The organism is Streptomyces sp. NPDC004658 (assembly GCF_040609555.1).
GTDB lineage: Bacteria > Actinomycetota > Actinomycetes > Streptomycetales > Streptomycetaceae > Streptomyces.
The window spans coordinates 1-18410 of the sequence record NZ_JBEXKG010000069.1 but is presented as its reverse complement, the minus strand read 5'-3'; the positions used below and the strand labels follow the sequence as shown (position 1 = coordinate 18410).

The window sequence follows — 18410 nt, the reverse complement described above, 5'->3', positions numbered from 1 at the left end:
TAAGCGGCTCAGTGCGCGAGCCAGTCGGCGTACCCCATGACGACGACCGGGTGCCGGCCGGGGTCGAGGGTGCGCAGGAGGTCCTTCATGTGCGCCTTGGCGACGCTGACGCAGCCGTGGGTGGGTCCGCCGTGGTCGACGTGCAGCCAGACTCCCCCGCCGCGTGCCGCGCCGAGGGGACGGGTCCAGTCCAGGGGCGAGGTGCCGGGCTTGCGGTTGTAGTCGATGGCGACGACGTAGTCGAACGAGCCTTCCAGGGGTTCGCCCTCGAAACCGGTGCCGGGCGAGTGGAATCCGCTGGAGCGGTGGTACGGGAGCTTGCTGCCGGGGTCCGCGAGCAGGCCGCCCGCGTCGGAGAGGGTGTAGACGCCGAGCGGGGAGCGCAGGTCGCCGAGCGTGTGGTGGGCGCTCCAGCCGCGCAGGGCGTTGTGGGCGGGCCAGGCGGGTCCGGCCTGCCAGCCGGCGGGGGTGCGCTGGTGCAGGACGACGGTGCAGAGCGGTGAATTCTCGCCGCGTCCGGTGACGACGACGGCCTGGGTGCAGCGCGCGGGTATCGCCGCGGTCCGTTCGGGCCCGAGGCCGGGTATGCCGCGCGGCGGCGTGGCGGTGCCGGGGGCGGGTGCCGGCGGTGTGGTGGTGCCGGGGGTGGGTGCCGGTGCCGGACGGCGGGGCGAGGTCCGGCGTTCGGTCGCCTCGGCTCCGCCGCCGCAGCCCGTGAGCAGCAGCGGGGAGGCGAGGAGAGCGACGGCGGTTCTGCGTCGGATCATGAGCCGATCTTCACCGGCACTTGTTTGGAACCGGTGAGCGTCGGGCGTGCCGGAGGGGGAACGGGCCGGGGTTCAGGGGCGGTCGGGCTTGCCCGGCGTGTACAGCCAGGTGTGCAGGAGCGCGTCCAACCGCTTCCCGGAAGTCTTCTCGGCGAGCCGGACGAACTGTGCCGTGGTCCCGTGCCCGCCGCGGTGCCCGGTCGCCCAGGCGCGCAGGATCCGGAAGAAGTCCCGGTCCCCGACGGCCCGGCGCAGCTCGTGCAGGGCCATGGCACCGCGGGCGTAGACGGGGGAGCCGAAGATGTTCTCACCGCTGCCCGGGTCGCCGGGCGGGTAGGCCCACAACCCGTCGCTCGCGGGGCGGGCGTAGAGGGAGTCGAAGGCCTGCTGGGCGCTCCGGCCGCCGTGCTGCTCGTCGTAGAGCCACTCGGCGTAGGTGGCGAAGCCCTCGTTGAGCCAGATGTCCTTCCAAACGGTGAGGGTGACGGAGTCGCCGAACCACTGATGGGCGCTCTCGTGGACGAGGGTGTCGAGGTCGGGTGCGGAGTCGTAGAGCGGCCGGGTCTGGGTCTCCAGGGCGTAGCCGACGTCCGGGGCGTGGTCGACGATGGCTCCGGCGGCCCGGAACGGGTACGGCCCGAACAGCCTGCTCTCCCACTCCAGCACGGAGGGCAGCTTCTTCAGCACGGGCGCCGCGGCGCGGGCCTCGCGGGCGTCCACGGCGTTGAACACCTGGACGCCGTCGCGGGTGGTGGAGCGCTCGACCTGGAACTTCCCTATGGTCGCGGTCGCCAGGTAGGCGGCCATGGGCTGGGTCTCGCGCCAGCGGAAGGTCGTCTCGCCGTGGGCGGTGCGCTGTCCGAGCAGGACGCCGTTGGCGACGGCGGTGCGCCCCTCGGGCACGGTGATGGTGAAGTCGTACGACGCCTTGTCCCGGGGGTGGCCGTTGGCCGGGAACCACGTCATCGCGCCCTGCGGCTCGCCGGCGACGAACGCGCCGTCGTCGGTGGGGATCCAGCCGTCCGCGGCGCCGTCGGGGTCGGTGACCGGCTTCGGGGTGCCCTGGTAGGCGACCGTGACGCGGAACTCCTGCCCGGCGCGCAGGGCGTGGCGCGGGGTGACGACGAGTTCCTGGCCGTCGCGCCGGTGGGCCGCCGCCGTGCGGTCGACGGTGACGGCGGTGACGTGCAGGCCCTTGAGGTCGAGGTCGAAGCGGGTGAGCCGCTCGGTGGCGCGGGCGGTGAGCACGGCGGTGGCGTGCAGACGGCGTGCGGAGGTGTCGTAACGCAGCGTCAGGTCGTAGTGGCGGACGTCGTAGCCGCCGTTGCCGCTGAGCGGGAAGTACGGGTCGCCCGCGCCGGGCGCTCCGGTGGTGGGCGGGGCCGTGGGTCCGGCGGCGCCGAGGAGGGCGGCCACGGCGACGGGGACGGTGGCGAGGACGGCGGTACGGCGTCGGGCGGGCTGTCTGCGGGGTGGCGTCACATGCGCTCCTCGAAGTGGCCGGTGATCGACTGGCCGTCAGAGTAGGCGCCGCGCGGGCCCCGTTTCCCCCTTGTTCCGGTCAAGTCGTGCCGCGTCGCCGCCGGGTGGGCGGGACACGGCGCAGTACGCTCGCACGACCGTCCACGACCCGAGAGGGGCCCGACCGTGAGCGTGCGTGTGCGCCGGATCTACGAACCGCCCGAGCCCGACGACGGCCTGCGTGTCCTGGTCGACCGGCTGTGGCCGCGCGGTCTCGCCAAGGACGCGGCGCGGGTGGACGAGTGGCCGAAGGAGCTCACCCCCTCGAGCGAGCTGCGCACGTGGTACCACGGCGGGGGCTCCTACGAGGAGTTCAGGAGCCGGTACGAGCAGGAGCTGGAAGCCCCCGGGGCCGCCGAACTGCTGGACCGCCTCAGGGAGTCGGCCCGCAAGGGCAGGGTGACCCTCCTCACCGCGTCGAAGAAGACCGAGGAGAGCCACGCCCACGTCCTCGCGGAGCTGCTGAAGGGCTGAGGTCAGCCGGTGTGCCGGGCCGCGTGCCGGCCCGCCGCGCGGCCCGAGAACAGGCAGCCGCCGAGGAAGGTGCCCTCCAGGGCGTTGTAGCCGTGGACACCGCCGCCGCCGAACCCGGCGACCTCGCCGGCCGCGTACAGCCCCTCGATCGGCGTGCCGTCGCCGCCGAGCGCCCGGGAGTCGAGGTCAGTCTGGATGCCGCCGAGGGTCTTGCGGGTCAGCACGTGCATGCGGACCCCGATGAGGGGCCCCGCGGCCGGGTCGAGGAGGCGGTGCGGGGTGGCGACGCGGCCGAGCCGGTCGCCGATGTAGCGGCGGGCGTTGCGGATGCCCTGGACCTGGGCGTCCTTGCTGTAGGGGTTGGCGATCTGCAGGTCGCGGGCCTCGATCTGGCGGCGCACCTCGGCGGCGTCCAGCAGCGGCTTGCCGGTCAGGGCGTTCATCTTCTCGACCAGGCGCTCCAGGTTCCCGGCGGTGACGAAGTCGGCGCCGTGGTCGAGGAAGGCCCGGACGGGTGCGGGGGCGCCCTTGCCGAGCAGCCGGTCGCGCAGCACGGCCTTGCGGTCCTTGGCGGTGATGTCGGGGTTCTGCTCGGAGCCGGAGAGCGCGAACTCCTTCTCGATGATCTTCCGGGTGAGGATGAACCAGGAGTGGTCGTACCCGGCGATGTCCTCGGTGGTGCGCAGGTACCTGAGGGTGCTGAGGGTGTCGTAGCCGGGCAGGCAGGGGTCGGGCAGCCGGCGGCCGAGGGCGTCGAGCCAGACGGAGGACGGGCCGGGCAGGATGCGGATGCCGTGGCCGGGCCATATCGGGTCCCAGTTGCGCAGGCCCTCGGTGTAGTGCCACATGCGGTCGCGGTTCACGAGGCGTACGCCGGCCTCGGCGCTGATGTCGAGCATGCGGCCGTCGACGTAGGCGGGGACACCGGTGACCATCTCGGCGGGCGGTGTCCCGAGCCGCTCGGGCCAGTGGCGGCGGACGGTGTCGTGGTCGGCGCCGATGCCGCCGGTGGTGACGACGACGGCCTGCGCGGTGAGTTCGAAGTCACCCGCGCGGTCGCGGTTGGAGGCGACGCCGCGCGGGGAGTCGTCCGGGGCGAGGACGGTGCCGCGCACACCGCGCGCCGTGCCGCCCTCGATGACCAGCTCGTCCACCCGGTGCCGGTGGTGGAAGGTCAGCAGCCCGTCGCCGGCGGCCTGCCGGGCGTAGCGCACGAACGGCTCGACCACGCCGGTGCCGGTGCCCCAGGCGATGTGGAAGCGGGGCACGGAGTTGCCGTGCCCGTCCGCCCGCAGGTCACCGCGCTCGGCCCAGCCGACCGTGGGCAGCAGCTCGATGCCGTGTCCCTGGAGCCACGACCGCTTCTCGCCGGCGGCGAACTCGACGTAGGCGCGGGCCCAGCGCACCGCCCAGGAGTCCTCGTCGGCGAGCCGGTCGAACTGCGCGCTGCCCTGCCAGTCGCTCCAGGCGAGGGCGAAGGAGTCCTTGATGCCGAGGCGGCGCTGCTCGGGCGAGTCCACGAGGAAGAGCCCGCCGAAGGACCAGAACGCCTGGCCGCCGAGGTTGGCGGCGTTCTCCTGGTCGACCAGGGCCACCCGGCGGCCCTGGCTGGTGAGTTCGTGTGCCGCGACCAGGCCGGCGAGACCCGCTCCGACGACGATGACGTCCGCGTCCATGACGACTGTGTCCTTCCTGACGGTGCTCGGTGCCGGCCCGTGCCGGTGCGTGTGCGCCCGTACGACGGTTCCGGGCCGGCCGTGCTCATGTGGCGGGGGTGCGGCTGCCGTCCGTGAGCAGCGCGGTGAGCAGCTGCTTCAGCCAGACCCGGGCGGCCTCCACGTCCCGGTCCAGCAGCAGCTGGGTGGTGACCCCGTCGTACGCGGCGACCACGGCGTGCGCGGCGCCGTCGACGTCGCCGAGCACGGCGGGCAGTGCGGTGTGGCCCCGGGCCCGGGAGAGCCGGTCGGCGACGGCCCGCCGGAGCCGGGCGCGGTGGTCGAGGAGGGCCCGGGCGACGGCCGGGTTCCGGGCGGCGTGCACCAGGAAGTCGGTCTTCACCAGCAGCCAGTCGACGTCGAGCAGCAGCACCTCGGTGACCCGGTCGACGGAGGCGGGCACGTCGAGGTCGGGGCCGTCCTGGGCGAGGGCGTCGGCCACCTGGGCGGCGATGAGGTCGGCGCGCTCCTGGTAGAGGGCGAAGAACAGCTCGTCCAGGGTGGCGAAGTTCGAGTAGAAGGCGCCCCGGCTGAACCCGGCCGCCTCGCAGACCTCCTCGATGGAGACGCGCCCGAAGCCCTTGGCCGCGAACACCGCGAACGCGGCGTCGAGCAGCCGGGCGCGGGTGCGGACCCGGCGCCGGGTGACGCGTCCGGCCGTCTCCATGACCGCCCTCCTCCGGTTGGATACGCGAATGTATCCGATACAGCGATGTATCGAACAGCCCCCGGCCGCCATGATCGATGGGAACGCATTTTCGATTACGGAGTACGCTGGACCCATGTCCACGCACCTCCAGGGCTCCCTGTTCGACCAGACCGACGAGCTGCGACTCGGCCCGCTCGACGGGCTGCGCCGGACCGAGCTGGGCTCGGGCGCCTGGATCGACGTCCTGCCGGGCTGGCTGAGCGGTGCCGACGACCTGTTCGAACACCTGGCGGCGAAGGTCCCCTGGCGGGCCGAGCAGCGCAAGATGTACGACAACGTCGTGGCGGTGCCGCGCCTGCTCGCCTTCTACCGGGCGGAGGACCCGCTGCCCCACCCGGTCCTCGACGAGGCCCGCACCGCCCTGTCCCGGCACTACGCCGACGAACTCGGCGAGCCGTTCACCACCGCCGGGCTGTGCTACTACCGCGACGGCCGGGACAGCGTCGCCTGGCACGGCGACCGGATCGGCCGGGGCTCCCGGGAGGACACGATGGTCGCGATCCTCTCCGTCGGCGAGCCCCGCGACCTGCTGCTGCGCCCGGCCGGCGGAGGCGGTACGGCGGTCCGGCGCCCGCTGGGCCACGGCGACCTCATCGTGATGGGCGGCTCCTGCCAGCGCACCTGGGAGCACTGCGTCCCCAAGACCAGCCGGCCGGCGGGACCGCGCATCAGCATCCAGTTCCGCCCGCACGGTGTCCACTGACGACCGGGCCCGCCCGTGCGGGACGAACCCCCATCTGGTTGGCTGTCCCCCGACGATCCGCCGCTGAGGGCACGGAGAGATCATGCGGGCAGAGGTACGACAAGTCGCCGACGGCACCTACCTGGTGCACGGCCACAACACCAACTGGGTCATCCTCAAGGACGGCGACGCCGTCACGCTGGTGGACACCGGGTATCCCGGGGACCGGGCGGGGCTGCTGGAGTCCCTCGCGCAGGTGGGGAGTTCACCGGACGCGGTCGCCGCCGTCCTCATCACCCACGCGCACAACGACCACCTGGGCTCCGCCGAATACCTGCGCTCCGCCCACGGCACCCCGGTCTACCTCCACCCGGCCGAAGTCCCGCACGCCCGGCGCGACTTCCTGCAACAGGCGACGATCGCCGACGTGGTGCGCAACGCCTGGCGCCCCGGCGTGCTGCCCTGGGCGGTGCACGTGATCCGCGTGGGCGGCACGGAGCAGCACCCCGTCACGGCGCCCGAGCCGTTCCCCGCCGAGGGAGCGCTCGACCTGCCGGGGCGGCCGGTCCCCGTGCACACCCCCGGCCACACGGACGGCCACTGCGTCTACCACCTGCCCGACGCCGGCATCGTGATCTCCGGGGACGCCCTGGTCAGCGGGCACGCCACGTCCCGGGTCGCGGGCCCGCAGCTGCTGCCCGACTTCTTCCACCACGACCGCGCGCGGACGCTGGCCTCCCTGGACCTGGTCGGCGCGCTCGACGGCGACATCCTGCTGCCCGGCCACGGACCGGTCCACCAGGGCTCGGTGCGGGCCGCGGCCGAACAGGCCCGCGAGCGAGCCTCCTAGGGCCGGTCCGGCAGGCCCCGGGCGCACGCGCCCTCCTCAGGGACCGGGCCGCCCGGAGCACGCCTGCCGGTGGACCGGCCTCCTCGAACAGGAGCACGGGGCCTTAGGGTTCCTGCCATGGCCTTGCAGATCAGCGCCACGAACCCCGAGCACCCCGCCCTCCTGCTCGCCCTGCCCTGGGACACCCCGCTGGAGGAGTGGCCCGAGGAGTACCTCGTGCCGCTCCCCCGCGGCATCTCCCGGCACGTGGTGCGCTACGCGCACGCTGGCGACGAGGTGATCGCCGTCAAGGAGCTGGCCGAGCGGCCCGCGCTGCGCGAGTACGAGCTGCTGCGCGACCTGGACCGGCTCGGCATCCCCGCCGTCGACCCGCTCGCCGTGGTCACCGGCCGCACCGACCCCTCCGGCGCCCCGCTGGAGCCGGTGCTCGTCACCCGGCACCTGCGCGGCTCGATGCCGTACCGGTCGATGTTCGAGACGACCATGCGCCCGGCGACCATGCACCGGCTCATGGACGCCCTCGCGGTGCTGCTGGTCCGCCTCCACCTGGCGGGGTTCGCCTGGGGCGACTGCTCGCTGTCCAACACCCTGTTCCGGCGGGACGCGGGCGCCTACGCGGCCTATCTGGTCGACGCCGAGACCGGCGACCTGCACCCCCGGCTCAGCCCCGGGCAGCGGGAGTACGACCTGGAGCTGGCGCGCGTGAACATCAGCGGCGAACTGCTGGACCTGGAGGCGTCCGGCGCGCTGCACCCGTCCGTCGACCCGGTCGAGTTCGGCCACGAGATCTGCACCCGCTACCAGGGCCTGTGGCAGGAGCTGACCCGCACCTCGGTGTACCCGGCGGGCAAGTACCACTACATCGAGCGCCGGATCCGCCGCCTGAACGACCTCGGCTTCGACGTCGCCGAGATGCAGATCGAGCACTCCTCCAACGGCGACACCGTCACCTTCGTCCCGAAGGTCGTCGACGCCGGCCACCACCAGCGGCAGCTGCTCCGGCTGACCGGCCTGGACGCCGAGGAGAACCAGGCCCGGCGGCTGCTGAACGACCTGGAGAGCTGGATGGCCACCCAGGACGACTACGCACCCGGCGATCCCCTGGCCGCCCGCCCCGAGGTGCTCGCCCACCGCTGGGTGCGGGACGTGTTCCGGCCGACCGTGCGGGCGGTGCCGCCGGAGCTGCGCGGCTCCATGGACCCGGCCGAGATCTACCACGAGCTCCTCGAACACCGCTGGTACCTGTCCGAGCGCGCGCAGCACGACATAGGCCTCGACACCGCCGTCAAGGACTACATCGAGAACGTCCTGCCCAAGGCCCGGGCCGGCCTGGAGACGGCCGCCCCGGAGTAGGTCACTCGTGCGGGACCACGGCCACCGGGCAGTCGGCGTGGTGCAGCACCCCGTGCGCGACGGAGCCGATCCGGGCGCCGACGGCCGTACGGCGGGCCCGGCGCCCGACGACCATCAGCTGGGCCCGGCCGGTCATCGACAGCAGCACCTGGCCGGCGCTGCCCATCTCGACGTGCTCGGCGACGGGCACCTCGGGGTACCGCTTTCGCCACGGCTGGAGGGCATCGGCCAGCGCCTGCCGCTCGTACGGTTCGAGACCGCCCGCCTCGTCCAGCAGCTTGAGCGAGCCGGGGCTGTAGGCGAACACCGGCGGCAGGGTCCACGCCCGGACGGCCCGGACGGCGGCGCCACGGGCCGCCGCCGCCTCGAACGCGAACCGCAGCGCCGCCGCGCTGTCCTCGGGTCCGCCGTGCTGGCCGACCACGACGTCCCGGCCGGCCGCCTCCGCCGCGGGCTGGTCCTCGGCGCGCACCAGGACCACGGGCCGGGTGGTTTCCGCGATCACCTGCTGACCGACCGAGCCCAGCAGGAACCCGACGACGGGCCCGTGGCCGCGCGAGCCGAGCACCAGCATCTCGGCCTCGGCCGCCGCGCCGGCCAGCGCGTTCGCGGCGGAGCCCTCCACCACGTCGGTGGTCACGGTCAGTCCGGGATGCCGCTCGGAGACGGTGCGCACGGCCTCCGTGACGCCCTCCGAGACCCACCCGCGCTGCGTGTCCCGGTCGGCGGTGGCGAGTGCCTCGGCGTACCGCCAGACGTGGACGGCCCGCAGCGGCAGCCCCCGGCGCACGGCCTCGCGGGCCGCCCAGTCCAGCGCGGCCAGGCTCTCCGCCGTACCGTCCACCCCTGCCGTGATCGGGCGTGTCATCCGTGGGCCTCCTCGTCGTCGTCGCCTCGGGTTCCGGGTGCCCGCCGCCGGGCATCCGTGCGCACCGCCATGATGATCTTTCCATGAGCCGTCGCGGCGGTTCCCGGGCGGCGGGCGCGCCCGTCGGTCGCTGTCAGGCAAGTGCAGGTCTCCGTCGGACAAGCCAAACCCGGCGGACCGAACATACGATGGCCTGGAACCGGCGCGGTGGTCCGCACGACACCGACCGACCGGGGGGATCCGGCACTCGGGTGGGAGACGTATGGCACAGGCCGCCGACACCGCGCGGACCGTCATCCTGACCGTGGACGACGACCCGGGGGTCTCCCGTGCCGTCGCCCGCGATCTCAGACGGCGCTACGGCGAGTCGTACCGGATCGTGCGCGCGGAGTCCGGCGAGTCCGCGCTGGACGCGCTGCGCGAGCTGAAGCTGCGCGGTGACCTCGTCGCGGTGATCCTGGCCGACTACCGCATGCCGCAGATGAACGGCATCGAGTTCCTGGAGCAGGCGCTCGACGTGTATCCGGGGGCGCGCCGGGTGCTGCTGACCGCGTACGCGGACACCAACGCGGCCATCGACGCGATCAACGTGGTCGACCTGGACCACTATCTGCTCAAGCCCTGGGACCCGCCGGAGGAGAAGCTCTACCCGGTCCTGGACGATCTGCTGGACGCGTGGCACAACAGCGCCTACAAGCCGGTGCCCAGCACCAAGGTCGTCGGGCACCGCTGGTCGGCGCGCTCCTCCGACGTGCGGGAGTTCCTGGCCCGCAACCAGGTGCCGTACCGCTGGTACTCGGTGGAGGAGCCGGAGGGCGGGCGGCTGCTGGCGGCGGCCGGGCAGGACGGGCAGCGGCTGCCGGTGGTGATCACCCCGGACTGCACGGTCCTGGTCGAGCCCGAGGCGCCCGAGCTGGCCGCGCACGTGGGCCTGGCGACGACACCGACGGCCGACTTCTACGACCTCGTCGTGATCGGCGGCGGCCCGGCCGGACTCGGCGCGGCCGTGTACGGGGCCTCCGAGGGACTGCGGACCGTGCTGGTGGAGCGCTCGGCGACCGGCGGGCAGGCCGGGCAGAGCTCCCGGATCGAGAACTACCTCGGCTTCCCGGACGGGGTGTCCGGCGCCCAGCTCACCGACCGGGCCCGGCGCCAGGCCGCCAAGTTCGGCGCCGAGATCCTGACCACCCGCGAGGTGACGGGCCTGGAGGTCAACGGCGCCGCGCGGGTCGTACGGTTCGCGGACGGCTCGGCGATCGCCGCGCACAGCGTGATCCTCGCGACCGGGGTGCAGTACCGCCAGCTGGACGCGGCGGGCTGCACCGACCTGACCGGCTGCGGAGTGTTCTACGGCTCGGCGCTGACCGAGGCCTCCTCCTGCCAGGGCCAGGACGTGTACATCGTCGGCGGCGCCAACTCGGCGGGCCAGGCGGCCATGTACCTGTCGCGGGGCGCGAAGTCGGTGACGCTGCTGGTGCGCGGCCCGGACCTGTCGGCGTCCATGTCGCACTATCTGATCCAGCAGATCGGTGAGGCCCCGAACATCTCCGTGCGCTGCCACACGGTCGTCGAGGAGGCGCACGGCGCGGAGCACCTGGAGCAGCTGACCCTGCGGAACACGGTGAACGGGCAGAGGGAACGGGTCGACGCGCAGTGGATGTTCGTGTTCATCGGCGCCGCCCCGCTGACCGACTGGCTGGGCGAGACGGTGCTGCGCGACCAGCGCGGGTTCATCCTGGCCGGACCCGACCTGACCGCCGACGGGAGGCCGCCGGCCGGCTGGGAGCTGGACCGGCCGCCGTACCACCTGGAGACCAGCATCCCCGGGGTGTTCGTGGCGGGTGACGCGCGTTCCGAGTCCGCCAAGCGTGTCGCGTCCGCAGTCGGAGAGGGAGCCATGGCCGTGATGCTCGTCCACCGGTACCTGGAGCAGTCGTGAGCGGGCAGGTCGTGGCGTGCAGCCCGCAGGAGGTCGGCTCGCTGTTCCTCTTCGAGAAGCTCAGCGACGAGCAGCTGGGCCGGCTGTGCGCCCAGGGACGGGTGGAGCTGTTCCAGCCCGGCCCGGTCTACGCCGAGGGTGAGCCGGCCACCTGCTTCTACGTGATGATCGAGGGCACGGTCGTGCTGTCCCGGCGGGTCGGCGGCGACGACGTGGAGGTCATCCGGACCTCGCAGCCCGGGGTGTACGCGGGCGCGATGCAGGCGTACCTCGGCGACCGGGTGCCGCAGGTCTACAACAACTCCATGCGGGTCACGGAGCCGACGCGGTTCTTCGTGCTGCCGGCGGACCTCTTCGCGGACGTCGTGCGCGAGTGGTTCCCGATGGCCGTGCACCTGCTGGAGGGGCTGTTCTTCGGGACGAAGAACACGCAGGCGATGATCGGGCAGCGGGAGCGGCTGCTGGCGCTGGGCTCGCTGTCGGCGGGGCTCACGCACGAGCTGAACAACCCCGCCGCGGCGGCGGTGCGGGCCACCGCGACCCTGCGGGAGCGGGTCGCGAAGATGCGGCACAAGCTCGCCCTGATCGCCGAGGGCCCCTTCTCCCGCGATGTGCTGGCGAGCCTGATCGAGATCCAGGAGCGCACCGCGGAGCGGGTGGCGAAGGCCCCGGCGCTCAGCCCGCTGGAGGCCAGCGACCGGGAGGACACGCTCGCGGACTGGCTGGAGGACCACGGCGTCGACCACGGCTGGCAGCTGGCGCCCACCTTCGTGCAGGCCGGGCTCGACGTGGACTGGCTGGAGCGGGTCGCCGCGGCGGTGGACGAGGAGATCCTGCCGAACGCGGTCGGCTGGCTGAACTACACCGTCGAGACCGAGCTGCTGATGAACGAGATCGAGGACTCCACCACCCGCATCTCGCACCTCGTCGACGCGGCCAAGCAGTACTCGCAGCTGGACCGGGCGCCGTACCGGGTGGTGGACGTGCACGAACTCCTCGACAGCACCCTCCTGATGCTCTCCGGGAAGATCGGTCCGGGCATCGAGGTCGTCAAGGAGTACGACCGCACGCTCCCGCCGGTGCCCGCGTACCCGGCCGAGCTGAACCAGGTGTGGACCAACCTGGTGGACAACGCGGTCTCGGCCATGCACAGCGCGGGCGGTCAGGGCACGCTGACCGTGCGGACGGCGCTCCACAACGAGCGGCTGCTCGTCGAGTTCCGGGACACCGGTCCCGGTGTGCCGCCGGAGATCAAGGACCGGATCTTCGACCCGTTCTTCACCACTAAGCCGGTCGGCGAGGGCACCGGGCTCGGCCTGGACATCTCCTGGCGGATCGTCGTCAACAAGCACCACGGCGCCCTGCGGGTCGAGTCAGTACCCGGCGACACCCGCTTCCAGGTGCTGCTCCCCCTGACCGCACAGACGCCCGACGAGGAGCCGGTATGAACGACATCGACGGAATCGACCCCAGCGTCGCGCCCAGCGGCACGGGCTGTGTGGAGTGCGAGGAGGCGGGCGGCTGGTGGTTCCACCTCCGCCGGTGCGCGCAGTGCGGCCACATCGGCTGCTGCGACGACTCCCCCTCGAAGCACGCCACCGCCCACTACCGCGAGACGGGCCACCCGATCATCCAGAGCTTCGAGCCGGGTGAGGACTGGTTCTGGGACTTCACCACCGACCAGCTCTACGGCTCCGGGCCCGAACTCGCTCCCCCGGACTGCCATCCCGCCGACCAGCCGGTGCCGGGCCCGGCGGGCCGGGTGCCGGCGGACTGGGCGCGGACGCTGCGCTGACGCACGCGACGGCCGGGCCGGGGACGTCCCTGGCCCGGCCGTCGCGTGCCTTCCCGGCAGGGCGGTCGGACACGCGGATGCCCCGCACGAGGCGGGGCATCCGGTGGTTCCGGTGTGGTCCGGTGTCCGTCAGTGACGGGCGCTCGGCGTGTTGGCGGCGGTGACGTTGACCGCGGCCCACGACTTGTCCACGGTCTTGTACTCGGTGCTGTTCGCGCCGTACAGGTCCTTGGCCGCCTTCAGCGTCGCGATGCGCGCCTGGTGGAAGTCGGTCGTGGAGACCATGTAGCGGGTCAGCGCGCGGTAGTAGATGGCCGTCGCCTTGGTGCGGCCGATGCCCTTCACCGCGATGTTGTGGTACGTCGGCGAGTTGTAGTTGACGCCGTTGATCGTCTTCTTGCCGCTGCCCTCGGCGAGGAGGTAGTAGGCGTGCGAGGAGACACCCGAACCGGCGTGCACCTCGGTGTAGTAGGTGTCCGCCGACCAGTAGTCGATCGTGCCCTCGAGCTTGTCGAGGGACGGGTGGTCCAGGCGGCGCAGGAACTTCTGGGCGAGGCCCAGCTTCTCACCGACCAGGTAGTCCGGCGTGTCCTTCGTGTTCTTCGCGTAGAACTCGACGTTCGAGCCGAAGATGTCCGCCAGCGACTCGTTCAGCGAGCCCGGCTCACCGTACTGGTTGCCGTCGGAGTCGACGAAGGTCGGCTGGAGGTTGGCGGTCGCCTCCACCACGCCGTGGGTCAGCTCGTGACCGGTGACGTCGAGCACGACGAGCGGCTTCTTGAACATCTCGCCGTCGCCGTCGCCGTACAGCATGCAGTTGCAGGTCGGGTCCCAGAAGGCGTTGGCGACCTTCTTGCCCCAGTGGACCATGCCCTGCGCGGCCTTGCTGTTGTTGGCGATGCCCTTGCGCTTGAACGTGGCCTTGTAGAAGTCCAGCGTCTTGGTGATGCCGTACTGGGCGTCGGCGGCGGCGCTGACCCGGCTGGTGGTCTTGCCGTTGCCCCACACGTTGGTCGTGTTGGTGAACTTCGTACCGGCGCTGAACTTCTCCGTGTACGAGCCCTTGGCGTCCCGCGTCTCGGTGCCGTACCGGTTCGGGTCCTTCAGCTGGTAGTGGCCGCGCGAGGTCTGCGTGGTGGTCAGACCGACGGTGCCCACGAAGAGGGTCTTGCCGGTGCCCTTGGCGGCCGACGGGTAGGCGGCGGCGCCGGTGCCGCGGGAGCCGACCAGGCCGGAGACGTCGGCGCCGGAGCCGGTGCCGGTGGCCGGGTCGAGGGTCTCGCCGCGCTCGCGCAGGGCGTCGAGCAGCTTCGGCGACAGGAACTCGTCCCTGGTGGGCGTGTTGCTGCGCACCTTGCCGGTGACCGCGTCCACGACGACGGTACGGGCGCTGCCCTGGTCGGTGACGGTGACCTGGTAGGCGAGCGCGGAGGCGCCGGAGCGGGCGTCGACGACGAGCCGCGCGCTGCCCGCCTCGCCCTTCGCGGCCTGGGCGGCCTTGGCGGCGGCCTGGCCCGCGGTCAGCTTGGCCTTGGCGGCGGCCGGCTTGACGGCGTGGTCGGCGGCACGGGTCACGCCCGTGTAGCCGAGCCGGCGGTCGAGGTGGACGATGAGGTCGCCACCGAGCACCGGCAGGTCGTTGTGGGTGCGGACGAAACGGACGTGCCGGGCGCCCTCGGGGTCGATCATGACGTCCTGCGCGTGCAGTTCGTCGCCCTGGGAGACGCCGGTCGCCGAGGCGTGCGCGAAGGCCGCGGTGCGCGCCGCCTCCACCACCGCCGTGGCGTTCGGAGCGGCGGTGGCGGCGGACCGCTCCACCCCCGTGGAAGGAGCCGCGAAGGCCGTACCAGCCAGGCCCGTGGCAGCGGTCGTCACCGCGACGGCGACCGCCACGGTGCGTATGTGCGGTCTACGCAATCTGATCAGGGTTCCTTCGTTCGAAGGCGGCAGGGGTGCCCAACCGCCTTGAGGCGTGGCGCGGTTGGACGCCACGGGGGCCGTTCTGGCCCCGAGGGGCAACCCTTGCGGATCAGTCATGGGCACGTAAAGCCGGAATGATCCATTTCGCGAACTTCTATGGCAATCCTTTACGAATGACCGCCGCAGAGTGATCAACAGATGACCGACTGTGTGTCGGCTGTGGAGACGCTGTCTCCATCCCCTAGGTTCCCAGGGCGGAATGTGACCGATATCGCATCAGAAACCGACCGACGGGAGTGGGTACGGGATGGTCTCAGCAACGGTGGGGCGAGGAGCGGTTCTCGGAGCGGTCGCGCTGTCCCTGCTCGCGGTTCCGGCGCGGGCGGCGACCGCAGGCCCGGACACGCCGGCGCACCGCACGGCGCCGGCACCGCTGCCGGCACCCGACACCGCGGGCCTGGCCGCGGTGCTGCGGTCGGCGGTGGCGCGGGGCGCGCCGGGGGCGCTGGCCCGGATCGACGACGGGGGCAGGACGTACCGGGTCACCCAGGGCTTCGCCGACCGGACCACCCGGCGGCCCATCAGCACCGACGACCGCTTCCGGATCGGCAGCGTCACCAAGACGTTCACGGCGGTCGTGCTGCTCCAGCTCGTGGACGAGCACCGGCTCTCGCTCGACGCGCCCGTCAACCGCTACCTGCCGAACCTGCTGCCGGACGACCGGATCACGGTCCGTCAGGTGCTCAGCCACCGCAGCGGGCTGTACGACTACACCGAGGACATGTTCGCGAGGAGCGTCCCGGGCTTCGAGGCGGTCCGGAAGAAGGTCTTCACCTACCGGGAGCTGATCGCCCTCTCCCTGAAGAAGCCCCGCACCAACGCGCCGGGCGCCGCGTACGCGTACTCCAACACCAACTTCGTCGTCGCCGGGCTGCTCATCGAGAAGCTCACCGGGCAGTCCGTGCGGACGGCGTACGAGAACCGCATCATCGGGCCGCTGAAGCTGAAGGACACGTTCTACGTCCACCCGGACACCGCGATCCCGGGCCGGTACGCCCGCGGCTACCTGACCCCGGACACGGCGGGCGCCCCGCTGGTCGACGCCACCGCGCAGACGGTGTCCTGGGCGCAGAGCGCGGGAGCGGTCATCTCCAGCGCGCGGGACCTCGACGTCTTCTACAGCGCCCTGCTGAAGGGCGAGTTGACGTCCGCCGCGCGGCTCGCCGAGATGGAGCGGTTCACCAAGGTGAACAGCACGACGGCGTACGGGCTCGGGCTGCGGCGGCGCGACCTGTCCTGCGGGATGTCGGTGTACGGGCACACAGGGGCCGTACAGGGCTACTACACGTACGCGTTCAGCACGAAGGACGGGCGGCGGAGTCTCACGGCCGTGGCCAACACGTCGAACAACGGCAAGGTGCTGGACACGCTGGCCGGTGCCCTGGAGTCGGCTTTCTGCGGGAAGAGGTAGACCGCGCCCCCTCGGGCCGGCCCACGGGAACCTCCTGACCGGTGACCGGCGTTGTACCGGGCATGGGCGAACTCGTCCCCGGGGGCAACGTGCTTCTGCCGGGCGGTCCGGTACGGCTTCGGGTGGCCGGCGCCTTCGACGTGTCCGCCCTTGTCACCGGGGCCGACGGGAAGGTCGCCGGGGACGGTGACTTCGTGTTCTACAACCAGCCCGACGCGCCGGGTGTCCGGCTGCGCGGGGACACCCTGGCCGTCGACCCGGTGCGGCTGCGCCGAGGGGCGTGCCGGGTCACGGTCGTGATCAGCGCGGCCGAGCCCGGCGTCCCGCTCGGGCGGCTGCCCGCGCCCCGGCTGGAGGTCACCGACCGCTCCGGCCGTGCGGTGGCCGGGTTCGCGCCGCCACGGCCCGGGACGGAGACCGTGCTGCTGCTCGCCGAGCTGTATCACCGTCCCGGCACCGGCTGGAAGCTGCGCGCGATCGGGCAGGGGTACGCCGACGGACTGGCCGGACTCGCCCGGGACTTCGGGGTGGACGTGGCCGACGACGGCGGGCGGACGGCGACGGCGGCACCACGGCGCCCGGCCGGCCCCGGGTCCTCCCCCGCGCCGGACGAGTTCACCCCTCTGGTCAACTCCGCCCGTGCTCAGGCCGGTCGCCCACCCGTCGCACCGGATCGACGCCTGCTCTCCGCCGCGCGGGCGCATGCCCGGGCCATGGCGGACGGGGGGCGGCTCGGCGCGGAGGGGCGGGACGGGGTCTCGGTGTACCAGCGGATCTCGGCCGCCGGGTACGGGTACGTCACCGTCGGCGAGCATCTCGTCTCGGGGCCGCGCACCCCGGCGGAGTTCGTGGACCACTGTCTGGGCTCGGCGCGGGCCCGGCGCACCGTGCTCGACCCGGCGTTCCGGCATGCCGTGCTGGCCCACGCCGACGCCGGCGACCGGTACTGGACCGCGCTGTGGGCCGCTCCGCTCACACCGGACGGACTGGTGCGCGCGGCCGGTGAGGTCGTCGCCCGCACCAACGCCGAGCGCGGGCGGGCCGGGCTGCCCCCGCTGGCCGTCGACCCGCTGCTCACCACCGCGGCGCAGGCGCACTGCGCCGACATGGTGGCCCGGGACTTCTACGCACACACCTCCCCCGACGGCGCCCAGCCCTGGGACCGGGCCGCCGCCGCGGGGTCCCGGCGGCGCCTGATCGGCGAGAACATCGCCTGCGGGCAGCGCTCCCCCGCCGAGGCCGTGGACGGCTGGATGAACAGTCCGGGCCACCGCGCCAACATCCTCAAGCGGGAGTTCACGCACCTCGGGGTCGGCTTCGCGGGCGGCGGCCGGGCGGGCACGTACTGGACGCAGCTGTTCGGTGGCTGAACCGGTACGTTCGGTGATCTTGGCGGAATGACATCCTCCGGGACACCATGCCTCGCATGAAGGGTGATCTCTTTTCCAGTCAGCACGTGGTGCAGCCGGCCGTGGAGCCGGGAATGTCCGTCGAGAACGCCAAGTGCATCAAGTACGCGGTGAACGGCGAGATGTACGCCCGGCAGGGCGCGATGGTGGCCTACCGCGGCAGCCTCAAGTTCGAGCGCAAGGGGCAGGGCGTCGGCGGCATGCTCAAGCGTGCGGTCACCGGTGAGGGACTGCCCCTCATGGCGGTGCGCGGGCAGGGCGAGGCCTGGTTCGCGCACGAGGCGCAGAACTGCTTCATCGTCGAGGTCGAGGCGGGTGACCAGTTCACCGTCAACGGCCGCAACGTCCTGTGTTTCGACGCCTCGCTGTCGTACGAGATCAAGACGGTGAAGGGCTCTGGCATCGCCGGTGGCGGCCTGTTCAACAGCGTCTTCAGCGGCCAGGGCCGGCTCGGTCTGGTCTGTGACGGCAACCCGCTGGTCATCCCGGTGTCGGCGCAGGAGCCGGTGTACGTCGACACGGACGCGGTGGTCGGCTGGACCGCGCACCTGGAGACCTCGCTGCACCGCTCGCAGTCCATCGGCTCGATGCTGCGCGGCGGGTCGGGCGAGGCCGTGCAGCTGATGCTCCAGGGCGAGGGCTTCGTCGTCGTGCGGCCGAGCGAGGTGACCCCCCAGAAGGACCAGCACTGAGAACTCCGCGGGTGATCCCGGCCGGGCGGGCAGCCCCGGCCGCCGCACCTGCGTCCTGACCGTCGCCGGACCGCGCCCCGGCCCCTCCCGGGCCGGGGCCTTTTCGCGTGCCGCCGTACAGGCGAGGTGACCCTGGGCGCCGCGCGGGCTCGCGGCCGTGTTCCCGGTGCGCGGGCCACCCAACCCTCGATATTCCGCTGCTGACCACGGGCCACGGCCAGCGAACCGGGCGGCACATCCTTCGT

The 18410-nt window shown here is 72.7% G+C and carries 16 protein-coding genes; 10 read left to right on the top strand and 6 right to left on the bottom strand.

Annotated features, from left to right (window positions below):
- Positions 1 to 8: 8 nt before the first annotated feature.
- Together ABZV94_RS22930 and ABZV94_RS22925 are read right to left on the bottom strand one after the other, a co-directional pair.
- Entirely contained in the window at positions 9 to 767 is a 759-nt protein-coding gene (locus tag ABZV94_RS22930) for a L,D-transpeptidase family protein (protein ID WP_356343042.1), read from the bottom strand.
- A gap of 72 nt (positions 768 to 839) precedes the next feature.
- Positions 840 to 2249: a M1 family metallopeptidase gene (locus tag ABZV94_RS22925; protein WP_356343040.1), complete on the bottom strand. Its 1410-nt coding sequence runs from the start codon at positions 2247 to 2249 to the stop codon at positions 840 to 842.
- Between the two features lie 165 nt (positions 2250 to 2414).
- Between ABZV94_RS22925 and ABZV94_RS22920 the strand changes: the two genes are divergently transcribed.
- On the top strand, positions 2415 to 2762 hold the full coding sequence (locus ABZV94_RS22920) for a DUF488 family protein (protein WP_356343038.1): 348 nt from the start codon (positions 2415 to 2417) through the stop codon (positions 2760 to 2762).
- 2 nt (positions 2763 to 2764) lie between these two features.
- Here the strand turns inward: ABZV94_RS22920 and ABZV94_RS22915 are convergent, their stop codons facing one another.
- Positions 2765 to 4438 (bottom strand): FAD-binding dehydrogenase, encoded by a 1674-nt coding sequence (locus ABZV94_RS22915; protein ID WP_356343036.1) that lies wholly within the window; start codon positions 4436 to 4438, stop codon positions 2765 to 2767.
- Between the two features lie 85 nt (positions 4439 to 4523).
- Positions 4524 to 5144, bottom strand: a complete 621-nt coding sequence (locus ABZV94_RS22910) for a TetR/AcrR family transcriptional regulator (RefSeq protein ID WP_356343033.1) — start codon at positions 5142 to 5144, stop codon at positions 4524 to 4526.
- A 115-nt stretch (positions 5145 to 5259) separates the two neighbouring features.
- Between ABZV94_RS22910 and ABZV94_RS22905 the strand changes: the two genes are divergently transcribed.
- From ABZV94_RS22905 to ABZV94_RS22895, 3 genes are all read left to right on the top strand, one after another.
- Positions 5260 to 5889, top strand: coding sequence for an alpha-ketoglutarate-dependent dioxygenase AlkB (locus tag ABZV94_RS22905; protein WP_356343031.1), 630 nt, complete (start codon positions 5260 to 5262; stop codon positions 5887 to 5889).
- 82 nt (positions 5890 to 5971) lie between these two features.
- Positions 5972 to 6718 carry an MBL fold metallo-hydrolase gene (locus ABZV94_RS22900; protein WP_356343029.1) on the top strand — a complete coding sequence of 249 codons (747 nt, stop codon included), beginning with the start codon at positions 5972 to 5974 and terminating at the stop codon, positions 6716 to 6718.
- A 117-nt stretch (positions 6719 to 6835) separates the two neighbouring features.
- The gene (locus tag ABZV94_RS22895; protein ID WP_356343026.1) at positions 6836 to 8071 is read left to right on the top strand and encodes a DUF4032 domain-containing protein; all 1236 of its coding nucleotides are present in this window, start codon (positions 6836 to 6838) and stop codon (positions 8069 to 8071) included.
- A 1-nt stretch (position 8072) separates the two neighbouring features.
- Here the strand turns inward: ABZV94_RS22895 and ABZV94_RS22890 are convergent, their stop codons facing one another.
- Positions 8073 to 8939 (bottom strand): universal stress protein, encoded by an 867-nt coding sequence (locus tag ABZV94_RS22890; protein WP_356343024.1) that lies wholly within the window; start codon positions 8937 to 8939, stop codon positions 8073 to 8075.
- 262 nt (positions 8940 to 9201) lie between these two features.
- Here ABZV94_RS22890 and ABZV94_RS22885 point away from each other — a divergent pair, with 262 nt between their 5' ends.
- From ABZV94_RS22885 to ABZV94_RS22875, 3 genes are read left to right on the top strand one after another with little or no spacing between them, the layout of a single operon-like run.
- The gene (locus ABZV94_RS22885; protein ID WP_356343022.1) at positions 9202 to 10878 is read left to right on the top strand and encodes an FAD-dependent oxidoreductase; all 1677 of its coding nucleotides are present in this window, start codon (positions 9202 to 9204) and stop codon (positions 10876 to 10878) included.
- Positions 10875 to 12326 carry an ATP-binding protein gene (locus ABZV94_RS22880; RefSeq protein WP_356343020.1) on the top strand — a complete coding sequence of 484 codons (1452 nt, stop codon included), beginning with the start codon at positions 10875 to 10877 and terminating at the stop codon, positions 12324 to 12326. The genes ABZV94_RS22885 and ABZV94_RS22880 overlap by 4 nt, the downstream gene beginning before the upstream one ends.
- The gene (locus ABZV94_RS22875) at positions 12323 to 12673 is read left to right on the top strand and encodes a histone deacetylase 6 (RefSeq protein WP_356343017.1); all 351 of its coding nucleotides are present in this window, start codon (positions 12323 to 12325) and stop codon (positions 12671 to 12673) included. Before ABZV94_RS22880 ends, ABZV94_RS22875 begins: the two co-directional genes overlap by 4 nt.
- Positions 12674 to 12802: 129 nt before the next feature.
- On the opposite strand, the gene ABZV94_RS22870 is transcribed toward ABZV94_RS22875, so the two are convergent.
- Positions 12803 to 14590 carry a M4 family metallopeptidase gene (locus ABZV94_RS22870; protein WP_356343015.1) on the bottom strand — a complete coding sequence of 596 codons (1788 nt, stop codon included), beginning with the start codon at positions 14588 to 14590 and terminating at the stop codon, positions 12803 to 12805.
- A gap of 310 nt (positions 14591 to 14900) precedes the next feature.
- Between ABZV94_RS22870 and ABZV94_RS22865 the strand changes: the two genes are divergently transcribed.
- The 3 genes from ABZV94_RS22865 to ABZV94_RS22855 all read left to right on the top strand — a co-directional run bounded on the left by ABZV94_RS22865 (position 14901) and on the right by ABZV94_RS22855 (position 18165).
- The gene (locus ABZV94_RS22865) at positions 14901 to 16064 is read left to right on the top strand and encodes a serine hydrolase domain-containing protein (RefSeq protein ID WP_356343012.1); all 1164 of its coding nucleotides are present in this window, start codon (positions 14901 to 14903) and stop codon (positions 16062 to 16064) included.
- A gap of 62 nt (positions 16065 to 16126) precedes the next feature.
- Positions 16127 to 17434: a CAP domain-containing protein gene (locus tag ABZV94_RS22860; protein WP_356343078.1), complete on the top strand. Its 1308-nt coding sequence runs from the start codon at positions 16127 to 16129 to the stop codon at positions 17432 to 17434.
- 56 nt (positions 17435 to 17490) lie between these two features.
- Positions 17491 to 18165 (top strand): AIM24 family protein, encoded by a 675-nt coding sequence (locus ABZV94_RS22855; protein ID WP_356343010.1) that lies wholly within the window; start codon positions 17491 to 17493, stop codon positions 18163 to 18165.
- Positions 18166 to 18410 lie beyond the last annotated feature (245 nt).